Annotated in this window: 10 protein-coding genes; 3 read left to right on the top strand and 7 right to left on the bottom strand. The window is 63.0% G+C overall.

What is annotated here, in order from left to right:
* Nucleotides 1-122: 122 nt before the first annotated feature.
* The 3 genes from GVL61_RS16295 to GVL61_RS16285 are packed head-to-tail and all read left to right on the top strand — an operon-like array spanning nucleotide 123 to nucleotide 3,806.
* On the top strand, nucleotides 123-779 hold the full coding sequence (locus GVL61_RS16295; RefSeq protein WP_159981714.1) for a GntR family transcriptional regulator: 657 nt from the start codon (nucleotides 123-125) through the stop codon (nucleotides 777-779).
* Between the two features lie 23 nt (nucleotides 780-802).
* On the top strand, nucleotides 803-2,224 hold the full coding sequence (locus tag GVL61_RS16290; RefSeq protein WP_159981713.1) for an amino acid permease: 1,422 nt from the start codon (nucleotides 803-805) through the stop codon (nucleotides 2,222-2,224).
* A 52-nt stretch (nucleotides 2,225-2,276) separates the two neighbouring features.
* Nucleotides 2,277-3,806 carry a glycoside hydrolase family 27 protein gene (locus tag GVL61_RS16285; RefSeq protein ID WP_159981712.1) on the top strand — a complete coding sequence of 510 codons (1,530 nt, stop codon included), beginning with the start codon at nucleotides 2,277-2,279 and terminating at the stop codon, nucleotides 3,804-3,806.
* 149 nt (nucleotides 3,807-3,955) lie between these two features.
* Here GVL61_RS16285 and GVL61_RS16280 read toward each other — a convergent pair whose 3' ends face one another.
* From GVL61_RS16280 to GVL61_RS16250, 7 genes are all read right to left on the bottom strand, one after another.
* On the bottom strand, nucleotides 3,956-4,954 hold the full coding sequence (locus GVL61_RS16280; protein ID WP_159981711.1) for a 4-hydroxyproline epimerase: 999 nt from the start codon (nucleotides 4,952-4,954) through the stop codon (nucleotides 3,956-3,958).
* Between the two features lie 10 nt (nucleotides 4,955-4,964).
* Complete coding sequence (locus GVL61_RS16275) at nucleotides 4,965-5,879, bottom strand: dihydrodipicolinate synthase family protein (RefSeq protein WP_159981710.1); 915 nt, start codon at nucleotides 5,877-5,879, stop codon at nucleotides 4,965-4,967.
* Nucleotides 5,880-5,924: 45 nt separating this feature from the next.
* Nucleotides 5,925-6,305, bottom strand: coding sequence for a hypothetical protein (locus GVL61_RS16270; RefSeq protein ID WP_159981709.1), 381 nt, complete (start codon nucleotides 6,303-6,305; stop codon nucleotides 5,925-5,927).
* A 99-nt stretch (nucleotides 6,306-6,404) separates the two neighbouring features.
* Nucleotides 6,405-9,101 carry a TonB-dependent receptor gene (locus GVL61_RS16265; RefSeq protein WP_159981708.1) on the bottom strand — a complete coding sequence of 899 codons (2,697 nt, stop codon included), beginning with the start codon at nucleotides 9,099-9,101 and terminating at the stop codon, nucleotides 6,405-6,407.
* Nucleotides 9,102-9,327: 226 nt separating this feature from the next.
* On the bottom strand, nucleotides 9,328-10,884 hold the full coding sequence (locus GVL61_RS16260) for a family 43 glycosylhydrolase (protein WP_200844810.1): 1,557 nt from the start codon (nucleotides 10,882-10,884) through the stop codon (nucleotides 9,328-9,330).
* 4 nt (nucleotides 10,885-10,888) lie between these two features.
* Nucleotides 10,889-13,705, bottom strand: coding sequence for a DUF885 family protein (locus GVL61_RS25435; protein ID WP_159981706.1), 2,817 nt, complete (start codon nucleotides 13,703-13,705; stop codon nucleotides 10,889-10,891).
* A gap of 2 nt (nucleotides 13,706-13,707) precedes the next feature.
* Entirely contained in the window at nucleotides 13,708-16,065 is a 2,358-nt protein-coding gene (locus tag GVL61_RS16250; RefSeq protein ID WP_235037738.1) for a glycoside hydrolase family 127 protein, read from the bottom strand.
* Between the last annotated feature and the right edge of the window lie 81 nt (nucleotides 16,066-16,146).

Here is a 16,146-nt window from a genome sequence, read left to right as displayed (position 1 = left end):
GCGGCGACGAGTTCTCGGGCCTTGAAACCAAGGCGCAGATTGCAGGCGCATTCCGGATCATCTACCGTATACGTTAGCGCAGCCGCGTTTGACCCGGCCGCTATCGATATGGAGATACACTGGTGACGATCGTCGTCCGCACACTTGCCGAACGGATTTTCGACGTGATCCGCGAAAGGATCGTCGAAGGGAAGCTCCCCGTCATGGAGCCGGTCCGCCAGGACGCGCTCGCGGCCGAGCTGGGCGTCAGCAAAATCCCGCTGCGCGAGGCGCTGACCCGCCTTGAACATGAGGGCCTGCTGACCAGCCAGGCCAATCGCGGCTGGTTCGTCCGGCCGATGTCGAGCGACCAGGCCGAGGAAATCTACCTTCTGCGCCTGGCGATAGAGCCGGCCGCCGCAGCCTATGCCTGCGGCCACGCCGACGAGGCCGACAAGCGCGCCGCTCTGGAAGCGTTCGAACGGCTCGACGAAGCGGCTCGAGGCGACCTCACAAATGTTGGTCTGCGAAACCGTGAATTCCACGTCGCGCTGGTGCGGCCCGGCAAGCGGCTGCTGACCACCCAGCATGTCGAACGCCTCGAGGTTCTCGCCGAACGCTACGTGATCGCACACCTCGAACCGGCAGGACGCGGCGATCGCGCGCATTCCGAACACCGTGACCTGCTCGACGCCTGGCTCGCCGGAGAGGCAGACAAGGTGAAGGGCCTGCTCACGCAGCACATTGCCAGCACGCTCGACGACTTGCGCGCTCATTTCACAGCCAGCCTGACCGGCTGATCCAGACTTCACAAGGGGGACACATGCTCGGACCGCGTAAATCCATAGACTCGTTGCTGAAACGCGAATCCGGGCACTCCCTCGCCAAGACCCTTAGCTGGCCGCACCTGATCGCCTTGGGAGTCGGCGCAATCGTCGGCACCGGCATCTATACTCTGACCGGCGTGGGGGCCGACCGCGCCGGGCCCGCGGTGATTCTGGCCTTCGCGATCGCCGGAGCCGTTTGCGCCTGCGCCGCCCTCGCCTACGCCGAAATGGCGACGATGATCCCGGCGGCGGGCAGCGCTTATACCTTCAGCTATGCCGCGATGGGCGAATCGATTGCCTGGATAGTGGGCTGGAGCCTCATCCTCGAATATTCCCTGGCTTGCTCCACAGTGGCGGTCGGCTGGTCGGGCTACCTGGTCGGCTGGATACAGTCGGCGGGCATCCACCTGCCGCATGCACTGCTCGTCGGCCCGCACGGCGGCGGTATCGTCAACCTGCCCGCCGTGGCCGTGGCGCTGGCGGTAATGGGCATGCTGATTGCAGGCACGCGCGAAAGCGCGACGCTCAACATCGTGCTGGTCATCATCAAGCTCGTCGCACTTTCGGTCTTCGTGGCCATGGCGATGCCGGCATTCCAGTCCGGCAACCTTGAACCTTTCATGCCTTACGGCTTCATCAGCACCGAGGTCGGCGGCCAGCAGCGCGGTGTCATGGCCGCAGCCGCCATCGTGTTCTTCGCGTTCTATGGCTTCGACGCCGTGGCGACTTCTGCCGAGGAAGCCAAGAATCCGGGCCGTGACCTGACCATCGGCATTGTCGGCTCCATGGTCGTCTGCACGGTGATCTACATGGCCGTCGCCTTCGCCGCGATCGGCGCCCTGCCCTTCCAGCAGCTTGCCAATTCGCCCGAGCCGCTGGCCCTCGTGCTGCGCCAGCTTGGCCAGCCGGTTGCCGCGCACCTGATCGCCCTTGCCGCCGTGCTGGCCCTGCCCTCGGTCATCCTGGTGATGATGTATGGCCAGAGCCGCGTATTCTTCGTCATGGCGCGCGACGGCTTGCTGCCGCGCAGCCTTGCCAAGATCAGCCCGAGCACCGGCGCACCCACGCGTATCACCCTGATGACCGGCATCTCCATCGCGATTGTCGCGGGCATCTTCCGCCTCGACGAGATCGCCGAACTGGCCAATGCCGGCACCCTGATCGCGTTCATCTCGGTCGGTGCCTGCCTGATGATCCTGCGCCGCCGCATGCCTGAACTGCCGCGCCTGTTTCGCTGCCCCAAGCCGTACCTTGTCGGCACCTTGACGATCCTGGGCTGCGCCTATCTGCTGTTCAGCCTGCCCGCCTCCACGCTGGTGCGCTTCGGGGCGTGGAACGTCATCGGTCTGCTGGTCTATTATCTCTACGGCCGGAGCCGCAGCGATGCCGGACGCGAAGCGGCGAACGCCGCCGCCTGACCGGCGCACTTTTCCACCTGACATGTCTCATCCAAGATCAAAGGAGATCGCGATGTCGCGCGCCCTTTTCACGGCTGCCGTACTTCTGGGAACCAGCCTGTCGCTGGCCGCCCCCGCGCTTGCCAAGACCGCCTATGACGGTGTCTGGCTGTTCGACGACACCCCGCCGACACCCGGCGTTACGATGATGCAGGTCACCTCGAAAGGCGGCAAGATCGAGGGCACCGTGACCACCCGGTGGTACGGCCCCGTCGAAATGCTGAACCCGCATCTCGAAGGCGGCATGCTGAAATTCGACACCCGTAACATCAACGACCGCGAACACCCCACCCGCCCCTGGAGCGTCACCATCGAAGGCGGTAAAACCAACCTCAGGGCCCGCCTCAAGGGCCGCATCTGGGAGTCGGAAGTCGACGCTTCGGGCTATCGCGGCAAGGCGAAGGACGCGCAGGCCCGTGCCTTCAAGTTCTCGCCCCCGCTGCCCGCGCTTGGTACGCCGATCCCCAGCAAGCTGGCCGCCACGCCGCCGATGGGCTGGAGCAGCTGGAACAAGTTCGCCGAGCATATCGACGACAAGACCGTGCGCGCCATGGCCGATGCGATGGTCTCGACGGGCCTGCGCGATGCCGGCTACCTCTACGTCAACATCGACGATGGCTGGCAGGGCAAGCGCGACGTCAATGGCGTGCTTCAGCCCAACGAGAAGTTCCCGGACATGAAGGCGCTGACCGACTACGTCCATTCCAAAGGACTGAAGATCGGCATCTATTCCTCGCAGGGGCCACGCACCTGCGCAGGCTATGAGGGCAGCTACGGCCACGTCAAACAGGACGCCCAGACTTATGCGGACTGGGGCTTCGACTACCTCAAGTACGACTTGTGTTCGGGCGAATGGTTCTACGACGATGCCGATACGGTAAAGCGCAGCTACTACGAAATGGGCGCTGCGCTTCAGGCGACGGGGCGCGATTTCATCTTCTCGCTGTGTGAATACGGGCGTTTCGACGTGGGATCGTGGGGCCGCGACGTCGGCGGCCAGCTCTGGCGCACCACCGGCGACATCACCGACGATTATCAGACAATGGCCAGGATTGGCTTCGACAAGAACGGCCAGCCCGAATGGGCCCGTCCGCACGGGTTCAACGACCCCGACATGCTCGAAATCGGCAACGGCGGCATGAGCGCGGACGAATACCGCACCCACATGACCCTGTGGGCAATGTCCGCCGCGCCGCTGATGATGGGCCATGACCTGCGGGAATCCACGCCCGAGACGCTCGCCATGCTCACCAACCCGCGCGTGATCGCTGTCGATCAGGACGCGAAAGGCGTGCAGGCCAAGGCGCTGCGCAAGCAGGGCACGATGGAAGTCTGGACCAAGCCCCTGGCCGATGGCCGCGTGGCGCTGGCGCTGTTCAACCGCGGCGATGCGGCGGGTTCGCTGGCGCTTACGCCCGGCGACGCGGGGCTGACGGCCGTGAAGCAGGTTGAGGACGTATGGAGCGGCGCAAAGTCCGTAAGCCTGCCTGCCAGCTACACCGTCCCGGCGCGCGGCGCGGTGATGGTCGTCGTGGGAGGCTGAGGTTGTAGGGGAGCAGCGTGAAAACGCGGCTCCCCTACAACCTCACAACCCTGACAACCCCGCTCAGCCTGAGCGGAGTTTGAGATATTGCGGGTGGTGGTAACGCCTACACCTCCCCGTTCCGAAGGAATGGGGAGGGGACGAAGGGGTCACTTGACCTGAAAGCCTTCCCAGAAGGTATCGGCCTTGTCGATCCAGATCGTGTTGAACCCGGTGGCTATCGCCGAACCCTCGATCGAGGGAATGATCGCCGGCTGGTCGCCCAGCATCACAGATTGCTCCACGCGGCCGGTGAAACGGCTGCAGATGTAGCTCTCGTGCACGAAGCTATCCCCAACGGACAGCCGCTCGGACGCCGCCAGATGCGCCAGGCGCGCCGAGGTGCCAGTGCCGCAGGGGCTGCGGTCGATGGCCTTGTCACCGTAGAACACGGCATTACGGCCATCGGCGCCCTCATGTTTGGGCTTGTCCGTCCAAAGCACGTGGCTGACACCCCGGATCGTGGGATCGAGCGGATGAACCGGCTCGAACTTCGCCCGAACCGCCTCGCGCACTCGGCCGCTAAGGTCGATGATCCGTGCCGCACCAAGATCGTCAAGGCCGGTGTAGGCGCCCTGCGGCTCGACGATGGCATAGTAGTTGCCGCCATAGGACACGTCGATCGAAAGCGGCCCGATGCCCTCCACGTCCACCTTGATGCCGCGCGCGGCGACATAGGCGGGGACGTTGGTGATGCGCACCGAAGTGACCTTCGGCCCCTCGGTCTCATAGGCGATCTCGATCACGCCCGCCGGCACTTCCACGCGCAGGCGGCCCGGCGTGGCGGGCTGGATCAGCCCGTGCTCGAGACCGAAGGTGACAATGCCGATGGTGCCGTGGCCGCACATCGGCAGGCAGCCGCTGGTCTCGATGAACAGGATACCGATGTCGTTCGCAGCGTCGGTCGGCGGATAGAGGAACCCGCCCGACATCATGTCGTGCCCGCGAGGTTCGAAGCACAGGCCGGTGCGGATCCAGTCGAAGCGCTCCAGGAAATCCTGACGCCGTTCGGACATGGACGCGCCCTTCAACAGCGGAACCCCGCCCGCTATCAAGCGGACGGGGTTACCGGCTGTGTGACCGTCGATGCAGAAGAATGTGTGCCGCATCGAGACTCCTTCAGGCTGCCTTTGCGGCGGAAAGTTCCGGCCGGGTTGCGGCGGCCTTCTCGACCATCGCGATCACTTCGGCGCGGCGCTCGCCCTGAAGCACGTAGCGTGGAGGCAGAACGCGCTCCGAACCGCGGCCCATCACTTCTTCGGCCAGCTTGATCGACTGGACAAGATCGTGCTCGGCATCGAGGTGCAGCAGCGGCATGAACCAACGGTAGATTTCCATGGCCTTGGCATGGTCGCCGCGCTCGAACGCTGCAACCAGTTCCACCGATTCCTTGGGGAAAGCGTTGGTAAGACCGGAAACCCAGCCCTGCGCGCCAAGGTACAGCCCTTCCAGCGCAACGTCGTCGAGACCGGCGAACAGCACGTAGCGATCACCGAAGGCATTGCGGAAATCGGTGAAGCGGCGCGTATCGGGTGCCGATTCCTTGACCGCAACGATGTTCGGCACATCGATCAACTGCGTCAGCACTTCCTGGTCAATCACGGTGCGATAGGCCGGGGGGTTGTTGTAGAGCATGATCGGCAGGTCGGTCTGCTCCGCCACGCCCTTGAAGTGGGCGACGAGTTCATGCGCCTTGGGTACGTAGACCATCGGGGGCAGCAGCATCAGGCCGTCCGCACCGGCCTTTTCAGCGGCCTGAGCATAACGCACGGCGCGGCGGGTGTCGTATTCGGAAACGCCGGTGATGACGGGCACGCGGCCGTTCACAACCTCGACGATAGCCGAGAGAACCTGAACCTTTTCGTCATATTCCAGGGAGTTGTTTTCGCCAACCGTGCCCAGCGCGATTACGCCGGTAACACCGTCACGGATCAGATCGTCAACGACGCGCTGTGTGTCCGCGATGTCGATCGACAAGTCAGCGCGAAGCTGCGTGGTGACTGCCGGGAAAACACCCTTCCAACCGATTGCCATGAATTTCGTCCTGTTATGCGTTAACTTGAGATATCGTATACGATATTATTTAGTCGGTTGCAATCGGATTTTTCGCATCTGCACATCGCTCACTTCGGCCCAGTCGGCCGGGAGCGCATCTTCGACATCCCGGGAAAACGGCAGGAGACGGGCGATCACGCAAGAGGGGCCGGGGATCTGGCTAACACTCATCGCAGAGCGTACCTTGTCGCCTTCGCAGACGCGGTCGCCGTCTGACGCCAGATTTACGATCGCAAGCGGGTTAAGCTTGTGGCGCATTCCCTTTAAAGACAGCGATATAGGACTGTCGAACATCAGGCTCCCCGGAAGCGCAGCCTTTGGCGCCGCAGCGCCAGTTCCCAGAAGTACCGCCATGAGAGCGCCGCCGAACCTAACGCCGCCGGTAAAGCGAGATGGTCCGATCATGACAGAAGCTCCGCTCGTTGAAATAGCTGCGGAAACGAAAACAGCCGCGCCATTGGGATGGCGCGGCTGTCGGTCATGTTGACTAAGGCGCCGATCCGATCAGAAGCGGAAGCGAACACTGCCTTGAAGCGTGCGTGCCAGAGTGCGCACACCCAGCGGCAGCAGGTTCTGGTTGGCGTGGTAGCGGAACACGTCATTACCCAGGATATTCGAAGCCTCAAGCGAAAGGGTCATGAACGGAACCGGTGTATAGTTCAGCGCCGCATCCAGCTTGGAAGTGCTTCCATTGTAGGGTGAATACTCCGGATTTTCCTGCCAGATACTCAAACGGTAGGAAGAGCGATAGTTATAGGCGACGCGTGCGCTGAACTTGGGCGTATCGTAGAACAGCGTAGCGTTGGCAGTCCACTTCGACGTATTCGGCGAATCGAATGCACCGGGGAAATCCTCGGGGTAAGGATATTCGATCCGAGCCTTCAAGATATGGCTAGCGTTCATGCTGGCACCGAAATTCTTCAGGATACCCGGCAGGAAGTCGAAGAACGACTGCACCGTACCTTCGAGACCAACGAATGTACCGTCACCTGCGTTACGCAGCTGTTCGACATAACCGGTGCTCAAACCATAGTCCGCAAGGTTAATGCCGTAGGCCGCCATCTCGGTCGCGCTCGCCTGCTCGCGGCTGTAGTAGAGGAAGCCGGTTGCCTTCTTGTAGTAACCGGCAAGAGATACTTGGCCGCCCCGACCGAAGTAGTATTCCGCGCTGACATCGAACGCCTGCTCGCGCTGTGCCTTCAGTGCCGGGTTGCCGGCAAAGACCACAGCTGAAGTAGCGCCGACATCCACCGTATAGAACGGGCGTGAATCGTAGAATCCGGGCCGCTGCACGTTTGTGGAATAGGACAGGCGCAGCTGAGCCTTGGGTGTAAAGTGGACCACTGCCGTCACGGTAGGCAACACGTCAAAGTAATTTCCCGCGCCGGGCGATGCCTCGACGATACCTCCCGGCCGGAAATTGAAGCTGCTCGATGTACCCCAGGTATTGGTATAGCGCACACCGGCAAGTCCATCGACCGGGATCGAGCCAATGTCGAAGCCGTAGTTGAACTGGGCATAAGCCGCGAAGTTCTTCTCGTTCGAGCTGAACGTCTGCCCCCGATCGCTCGACGGATAGACGCTGGCGAAATTATTCGCATTGGCCGGATCGGTCTGCTGGATCAGCGCACGGATCTCATCGATATTGCTCAGGACCGATGCACCGGGAATGCGATACCACTGCGTGGTTGCACCGCCGATGTCAGGCCCGACCATCGATGCAGCATCGAATCCGGGGAACATGCTGAGCGGGGCAAACGTGCCGCCGACACGCGGGAAACCGTCGCGGTAGCCGTAGTAACGGCTGGTCCGGCGCTGGTTGAAGCGGCCACCCACCTGCAGATTGCGCAGGAAGCCGGTGTCGCTCAACTGCAGGGTCAGGTCAGTCTGGGCGGCGAATTCCTTGTTCTTCGAGCCGCCACGATTGTCCTGGAACCGCTCGACCCCGTAGGAGGACAGGTTATTCAGGTCGACACCGTTGAAGGTGATCGACGGCGCGCCCTTGCTATAGAGGTCGGATGCGAAATCGACGCTGGCCGAGGTAATCTTACCGGGCTTGAGAATGGTTTCGACGAAGTAGTTGCCTTCGTTTGACCAGTTGTACTGGGCGGCCGCATTGATCTGGACCCGGTCCGAATGCCAGTGCGCTTCGAGGTTGGTCGTGTAAAGGTTCGAGTGGATCGAGTTGTACAGACTGTCGATACCCGCTGCCAATCCATTCGGATTGCTCAGCGTCACGGACTTAACGGTCTTGCCGTCCGGCATGAACACCAGGTCGCTGTAATTCGGGACCACCTGCATGTCCTGCACGTAAAGGCGCTCCACCGAACGCTTCTCGCGTGAGCCGAGGTAGCTGCCTTCCAGCACGAAATCGAGTTTGTCGCTGGCCCGCCATTGCAGCACACCGTTGATCGAGGGACGCTTCACGCTGCCCTGTTCGAGGCCGTACTGGGCGCGGTAAGGGATCACCATCTCGCTGCCGCCGGTCGGCGTGACCGAGAACGGGGATTCGCTTTCGATGAAGTTTTCGCGGTAGTTGGTCTTGGTCATCGACGCGTTAATAAGGAAACCGATCTCACCGATGCCGGTTTCGAAACGGTTAGCGACCAGAAGGCTGCCGTAGGGACTGACCTTTTCAGAGATGTCGTCGTAGGAACCGCGCGCACTGCCTGCGATCGTCCAGCCCTTCTTCATGTCGAACGGACGGCGCAGCTCGACGTTCACGGCGCCAGCGATGCTGCCTTCCACTTGATCGGCCGAGCGCGTCTTGTAGACATCGACCTGCTTGAGCAATTCAGCAGGAATGTCCGACAAGTTAAGCGAGCGACCGTCACCGAGATTGGTGTTGTTGCCGTTGACTGTGGTCTGGACGCCGGAAAGGCCGCGGATCGTAACGTCCTGCCCCTGACCGCGCGCACGGTCAATCTGCACGCCAGTTACGCGAGCAAGCGCTTCGGGGACGTTATTGTCCGGCAATTTTCCGACATCCTCGGCCACGATGGAATCGACGATCTGCTTGGAATTCTTCTTCTTTGTGACAGCCGCCTCGACGCTGCCACGCACGCCGGTTACGACGATATCGTTTCTGACCGCCTCATCAACGGCTACATCAGTAGTCTGTGCGATGGCTGGCGCGCCAATGGCGATTATCATGATGGAAGAGAGCGCAGTCGAAAGCTTCAAGGCTTTTAAAGATGTCATCACAAACCCCCTGTTTGAATACCCCGGCGCCTTTGATCCGACACCTTAACGTTATATCGTATACTTCTTATCATATCCAAGGCGAGTCAAGCCGATTATGGCTGATTTGTGAATTTTATGTCTGACTAATGAAAGGCGGAGGATACCGCTGAAAATAAAGAATTTCGGGGCGCCGGTTGCTAGCCCGCGCCCCGTTCAGGCTTTCATCGGCGATGCCGCAAGGTGCCTAATTGCAACGGGTAGCGGCTTCGGCTTGTCCGCGTACACGAACCGGTGCTGCTTCGGGTGCCAGTGCTTCCCACTCCTGCACGGCCAAGGCAGCGTGGGTTTTGCCGTCCGTCGAGGCGTCCATCACCGCGCGTAGGCAGCGGGTGGTTACGGGTCGGAACGAGACCTCCTGATAGGCTCCGGTGGCGACGCCGTAGCCGCTGGCGCCGCGAACCGGCTTCCAACCCTTTTGCCAATATTCCAGGTGCCAAGCAGCCGGCGGGGCAACGCCCATACCCGAACCGGCAGGCTGGTCGTTCCAGAACCAGATACGCGAGGCGTTGAGCGTGACCGGCTTGTCCCAACGATATTCGATCCACTGGCGCGGCGGGTTACTCTGCGTCCAACTGCCCCACATGTCGGGCGGCAGGGGCGCGGATTTGGTGATCCCGTCGTTGAGCGACTTGATCCAGAACTGCACCGGCACCGGATAGTTCGAAGCGGTGGCCCAGGCCGAGCGGGCGATGTTGCGGCTGGGAACGGGTGCTGGCTGCGGGCGCAGGGTCGGCACTACGGTGCGGATACGCGCAGGGCTGACGCTGTCGTCCCACTCCATTTTGTCCAGCGCGACACTGCGGCGGAAGTGGCCGCCGCCTGCCGCATCGGCGGTATGATAGGCCATGTACCACTGGCCCTCGAACTCCACCGCGCCGGGGTGCGAGGTGGTCGAGGATACCGGCTTCAGCGCCACGCCGCGATAAGTCCACGGACCCAGTGGCGATGGCGCGCTGCCATAGGCGATGCAGGCATGGTACACCGCCGGGGTACAGTCCGAGGTCGGCCCCGCCTTGTTACCCGCGTAGAGCATGTAATAAGTGCCCTTGCGCTTCATGATCCACGGCGCTTCGAAAAAGCCGTCCAGCCCTTCGACCTTCTGCTCCGGGCCTTTGGGGGTGATCATGTCGCGCGCCAGTTCCATACCGCGCAACTTTCCGAACGTGCCCCAATAGATGTAGACCTTGCCGTCATCGTCGATCAGCACAGTGGGGTCGATGTTCTGGATATCGTTGGCGACGGGCACTCGTTGCGAGATGATCGGCCCTGCCGGATGGGCATCACGCCATGGTCCGGTGGGCCTGTCCGCCACCGCCACGCCGATGGCGAAACGGTCTGCGGCATCGCTGTTCTTCTCCATCACGGGCGCATAGAAGTAATAGCGTTTGTCCGCCCCCTGCACGATCTGGCCGGCATAGGCGCGGTCCGGCTCGGCCCACGCGAAGATGTTAGCGGGCCTGGCTACGGCGGGGTAATGCGTCCACTTGCCAGAGGCCGGGTCTTCGGTCCTGAGCAGTTGCCATTCGCTCATGACGAAGTCGTTCACGTCGCTCGGTGCCTGATCGCGCCCGGCGACAATCCACAGCGCTCCGTCCGCCACGAATGGCGCTGGATCGGCCGAATAGTAGTCGCCGTCCGCAAGGATCGGATTGCCCGGTATCGACAGTTCCCGCGCTTCCTGCGCGGTGGCGGGAGCGGCCAGCGCAGTGGCCCCCAGAACGGCGGCGAGGATGCGGATCATCGGATCATTCCTCATCGGGGTAAGGCCCCTTGCCGCCGTCCTTGATGAGTTGGTCGACGCGGGTGTCGAGCAGCGGCAGCGGCACCCCGCCCAGTTCAAGCGCGGCATCGTGGAAGGCGCGGATGTTGAACTTCTGACCCAGCGCCTTCTCGGCCTTACTGCGCGCATCTACGAAGGCCAGCTGGCCCATATAGTAGGACAAAGCCTGGCCCGGCCAAGAGATGTAGCGATCGACTTCGGTCTCGATCTCGTGGTCGGACAGCGCGGTATTTTCGCGCAGGTACGCCTGCGCCTGTTCGCGCGACCAGCCCATCGCGTGGACGCCCGTATCAACGACAAGTCGCGAGGCGCGCCAGGCCTGATAGCTCAGCATTCCGAAGCGGTCGTAGGGCGTTTCGTACATGCCCATGTCCTCGCCCAGCGCCTCGCAGTAGAGCGCCCAGCCCTCGCCATAGGCGGGGAGGTAGGTGTCGCGGCGGAAGGCCGGAAGGTCGCCGTTCTCGGCGGCAAGCGGCATCTGCATCGCGTGGCCCGGCGCACTTTCGTGCAGGGTCAGCGCGATCTGCGAGTAGAACGGGCGCGAAGGCAGGTTGTAGGTATTGACCAGATAGATACCCGGACCGCCTCGCCCGCCGGTGTAGAACGGCGCGATATCGTCTGGAACCGGCTTGATCGCGAAGCGGCTGCGCGGCATCCGTCCGAAGAACTGCGAGGCCTTGCCGTCGAACGTCTTGGCAATCCACGCGGCGCGGTACAGCAGCTCGTTCGGCGTCTTGGGATAGAACTGCGGATCGGTGCGCAGGAAATGCAGGAAGGCCTTGAGGTCGCCCTTGAATTCCACCTGCTGCATCACTTCGGCCATCTGCGTGCGGATGCGCGCCATCTCGGACAGGCCGATCTGGTGGATTTCCTCAGGGCTTTTGTCGAGCGTCACGAATTCGCGGATCTTCGAGCGGTAGTAGGCCTCACCGTCAGGCAGGGCATAGGCGGCGAGGGTCTTGCGCGCGCCGGTATCGTACTCGCCGCGCATGAAGGCCAGCAGCTTGACGTGCGCCGGGGCCACGCCCTGCGTAATCAGCTTGCGCGCTTCGCTGCGCAGCTTTTCCTGCTCGGCAGCGGGGATAGTGGGGGGCAGAACCTTGAACGGCTCGTAGAAGGGTGAGGCTTCCGGCGTCTTCGCCTGCGCCACCAGTTCGATCCCCTTGTCACGCCCGGCCAGCGTGACATGCGGCGCCGAAAAACCACGGGCAAGGCCGGCGCGCATGTTCTCGATCTGCTGCTCGTAATAGCGCGGGATCTCGCGCAGCATTTCGAGGTAGTCGTCGGCCGCTGCCTTGTCCTTCAGCGGATTACGCGCCCAGTCGCCCAGATCGCCCCAAAAGCTGGTGTCGGCATTGAACGGCTTTTCGAAGTCACGGTAACGCTGCGATGCCAGCAGCGCATCGACCTGCCCCTTGTAAACCGCGAAGTTGACGCGGTTGGCGGGCGAAAGCCGGTCCTGACGGATCGCGCCGAGTTGCTTCTCGACCTTTTCCCAGCAGGCAAGGCGCTCAGCCTGTGCCTTGGGGCTGAGATCGGGGAGAACGACCTTGCTGTTCTTGGGCGTGTCCTCGCAAGGGCCGACCTGCTTCTGGCGCCATTCGTATTCGGCGGTGTAGATCGCCTCGAATGCCTTGTCCGCGCCGGTTTCCTTTGCCTGCTCCGCGACCTGGGCGGCGGGGGCAGCGGCAGTTACGGTTGGCGTGCCGGCAAGGGCAGCGCCGGCCAGCAACATCGCGCGGGCAACCGTTTTGTTCACGTCATTTCCCCTTTCGAGAACCTCGATAATATCCTGATGGAGCTTCGCGGGTATCCGCAGCCCCTCTACGGCAGAGCGTGCTCGGGCGACGAGGCGACGCGATCCGGGAAGGCGTGCGCCCTGCTCCTCGATCGCGGCGAACATGGCTTCAGCTCGGCTCAGGTGCGCGTTTAGTCCGGTGCCGAGGAACCCGGCCGGGTCGATGACAACGATCAGTTCGCCGCCCAGCGGCGCCCCGCCGCGCCCTTCATCCGCTGCAAGTGATTCCGCGCTCGTCATGTCGCCAATCAATGGCCCGGAGACCAGTTCGACCATCGCCGCCAGCGCCGATCCCTTATGGGCGCCGAATGTACGCATCGCGCCGTCCAGCACCGCCTTGGCATCCGCAGAAGGATTGCCGCCCGCGTCATAGCCCCAGTCCAGCGGGATCGCCTTGCCCGCGCGGCGGTGCAGTTCGATCTCCCCGCGCGCGACGGCGCTGGTGGCGAAATCGAACACGAACGGCGCTCGGCCGGGTCGCGGCCAGCCGAAAGCGATCGGGTTAGTGCCGAACACCGGCAGGGTGCCGCCCTCCGGTGCAACCCAGGCATGGCTGGGGGTAAAGGCCAGCACGACCAGCCCTTGCTCCGCCAGCGCCTCAACCTCGGGCCAGAGCGCGGCGAAGTGGACCACGTTGTTCAGCGCCATGGCAGCGATGCCGTAGCGGCGCGCCTTCTCGACCAGCAGCGGCATACCCTGCTGGAAGGGCAGCTGCGCAAAGCCGCCCTTCCCGTCGACGCGCACCAGCGCAGTGGCCGGCTCGCTCACTTCCGGCACCGCATCGGGCACGACGACGCCGCGCTCGACCGAGTTCGCCGCCACCAGCAGCCGGTACAGCCCGTGCGAGGTGCAACCGTCACGTTCGCCAGAGACCATCGTTTGCGCCACGGCGGCGGCATGGTCTGGCGCCAGCCCCCATGCCTGCAGCACGGTGCGCGCCAGTTCATCGGCCTCGGCCAGCGTCAGCGCAACCTCGTCCGTCATGCTCATTTCGCCGTGAACAGGCGCACGCCGAAGACCGGGCCGGCGGAACTGCGATCATGCGGCACGAAGCGCACCTTCACGCTGCTCTTGCCCTTGGTCACAGCCTCGGGCAGCGGATAATCGACGTCGAAGAACTTGCCCGGGCGATCGTTTTCAAGACGCTGCGTGGCGACCTTCACATTGTCGACGAGAATATCGAAAATGCGCGACCGCTCATCGCCCCAGTAACTGGCCTGAAGCAGCAGCGGACCGGGCTTCACCTTCATCGTGAACTCGAAGAACCCGCCCGAACGCGCATCGCGGCCATTACGGCCCCGGTACGATGCGGGGTATGAGAGTTCCGATGTCAGGGCGTGGTCACGCTCGGGCTGCATTTCACCCAGGTGCATGAAGTCGATCGAGCGTGCCGCGAGGTCCTTCTGGCGGGCCTGTTCGGCGAGGAAGGCGGCTTCCTCGGTCTTCCAGCCAGCCTCGGTGAAGCGCTTGAAGTAGACTGCGCTGCGCCGGTCGTACTGGCTGTAGAACGGCACGAAGGTCAGGTTGCCCGGACGGATGATCCCAGCGGTCTGGAAGCGCGGGCGATCCGAAACCATCGGCGCGAAGGCGGCGAGCGGGCTATCGCCGACCATTGCCGGCTCCGCGCCCGTCCACTCCGTCTCGGACGGCCCAAGGTCGGCGGCGAGGACCAGCGGGCCGCGCACCACGGCAACGACATCCTGCGCGCCGGGCGCGGATTCCAGACGCAGATCCAGCGGCAGGTGCAGCGCGACGACGTCGCCCTTCTTCCACCGGCGTTCGATGAAGGCATAGCCGTTGGTCGGCGTCGAAGGCACCGGCGCACCGTTGACGGTGATCGCCGCCTTGCCGCCCGACCATGCCGGAATGCGCAGCGCCAGCGCGAACTTGCCCTGCTTCACTGCATCCAGCGTGAAGCGCACATCGGACTTGAACGGATATTCGGTGTCGATCGTCGCAGCGACGCCCTTGGCCTGCCACTGCACGCTGGAGGGGATGTAGAGGTTGACGAACAAGGTATCGTCGCCCTCCCAGTAGATGGAATCGCCATGCTTGGCATGGCTTTCCATGCCCGAGCCGACGCAGCACCAGAACGAATCCTCGTTCGGCTGCGAATAGCCGCGCGCAGTGCCGCTCATCATCGGGGTCATGTAAGTGAAGCCGCCCGTCGCCGGGTTCTGCGCCGACATGACGTGGTTCAGATGCGCGCGCTCGTAATAATCGAACGCGGCGCCGTCGGGCTGCCAGCTGTAGAGCTGGCGGGTCAGCTTGAGCATGTTGTAGGTGTTGCAGTGCTCGCAGGTCGATTCCGTGAGATGCAGCGCCACCGTGTCCGGCTCGAAGAAATATTCGCGGTCGGCATTGCCGCCGATCACGTAGCTGTGGTGCCCGGTCACGCGCTCCCAGAAAAAGCGTGCGGCCTTGCCCGGCGCTTCCTTGCCGGTCAGTTCGTGGATGCGCCCAAGGCCGATCAGCTTGGGCACCTGGGTGTTGGCGTGAAAGTTGGAGAGCTTGTCCTCCTGCGCTTCCAGCGGCGCCAGAACGCGGCGGTCGAAGATGCTCTCGGCAACCTTCAGCCAGCGCAGGTCGCCGGTGCGGGCGTAGAGTTCGGCATAGCTCTCGTTCAGGCCGCCATATTCGCACCCCAGCAGCTCCTGCATCTGCTTGTCGTCGAGCGCAGCGAAGACCTTCTCGAAATACCCGCCAAGGCCGATCACCACTTCCAGCGCCCTGGCATTACCCCAGGCGGCATGGACATCGAGCAATCCGGCGAAATACTTGTGCACCGTATAAAGCGGCGACCACGATCCGTTGAGGTCGAACCCGCCGGACTTGATCTCGCCGCGCATGACTTCTGGGAAGATCGCCTCGCCGTCGACGATCGTGCCGTCCTTGGTCTTGCGGCCCAGCGCGCCGATGTAGCCATCGCTGCGCTTCGACTGGCATAGCGCCAGTTCCTCGACGATATAGTCGGCGCGCTTGCGGCATTCCGGGTTGCCGGTCTGCTGCCAGCCCAGCACCAGCGCCGTCATGTAGTGGCCAAGGGTGTGACCGGCGATGGTGTCCGATTCCCAGCCGCCATAGATCGGCGCCTTCGGCTCAAGCCCGGCATACTTGCGGAAATTGTGCAGGAAACGGTCGGGACTGAGCGACATCAGGTAGTCGATGTTGACTTCCACCGCAGTCGCATAGGCCGAGGGACGCAGGCGCACGTCGGTCAGCGGCAGAGGCTTCGCCTTGAGCGGCACCTTGGGCGCCACTATCGCGGCAAAACCCTTCAAGGGAACAGAGCAAAGCGCCAGTGCCGCAACACCCGCCATCCATTCGCGCCGACTGGCCTTCATGCCCTCAAAACTCCTATCGAATATCGTATACGTTATTGATAGAAGCCGGGTGGGCAGAGTCAACCCCGCTTGGCAGCCTTG

This window comes from Novosphingobium sp. 18050 (genome assembly GCF_902706195.1).
Taxonomy (GTDB): Bacteria; Pseudomonadota; Alphaproteobacteria; order Sphingomonadales; family Sphingomonadaceae; genus Novosphingobium.
The sequence above is the reverse complement of the archived record's forward strand: the minus strand, read 5'-3'. Positions and strand labels throughout refer to the sequence as shown.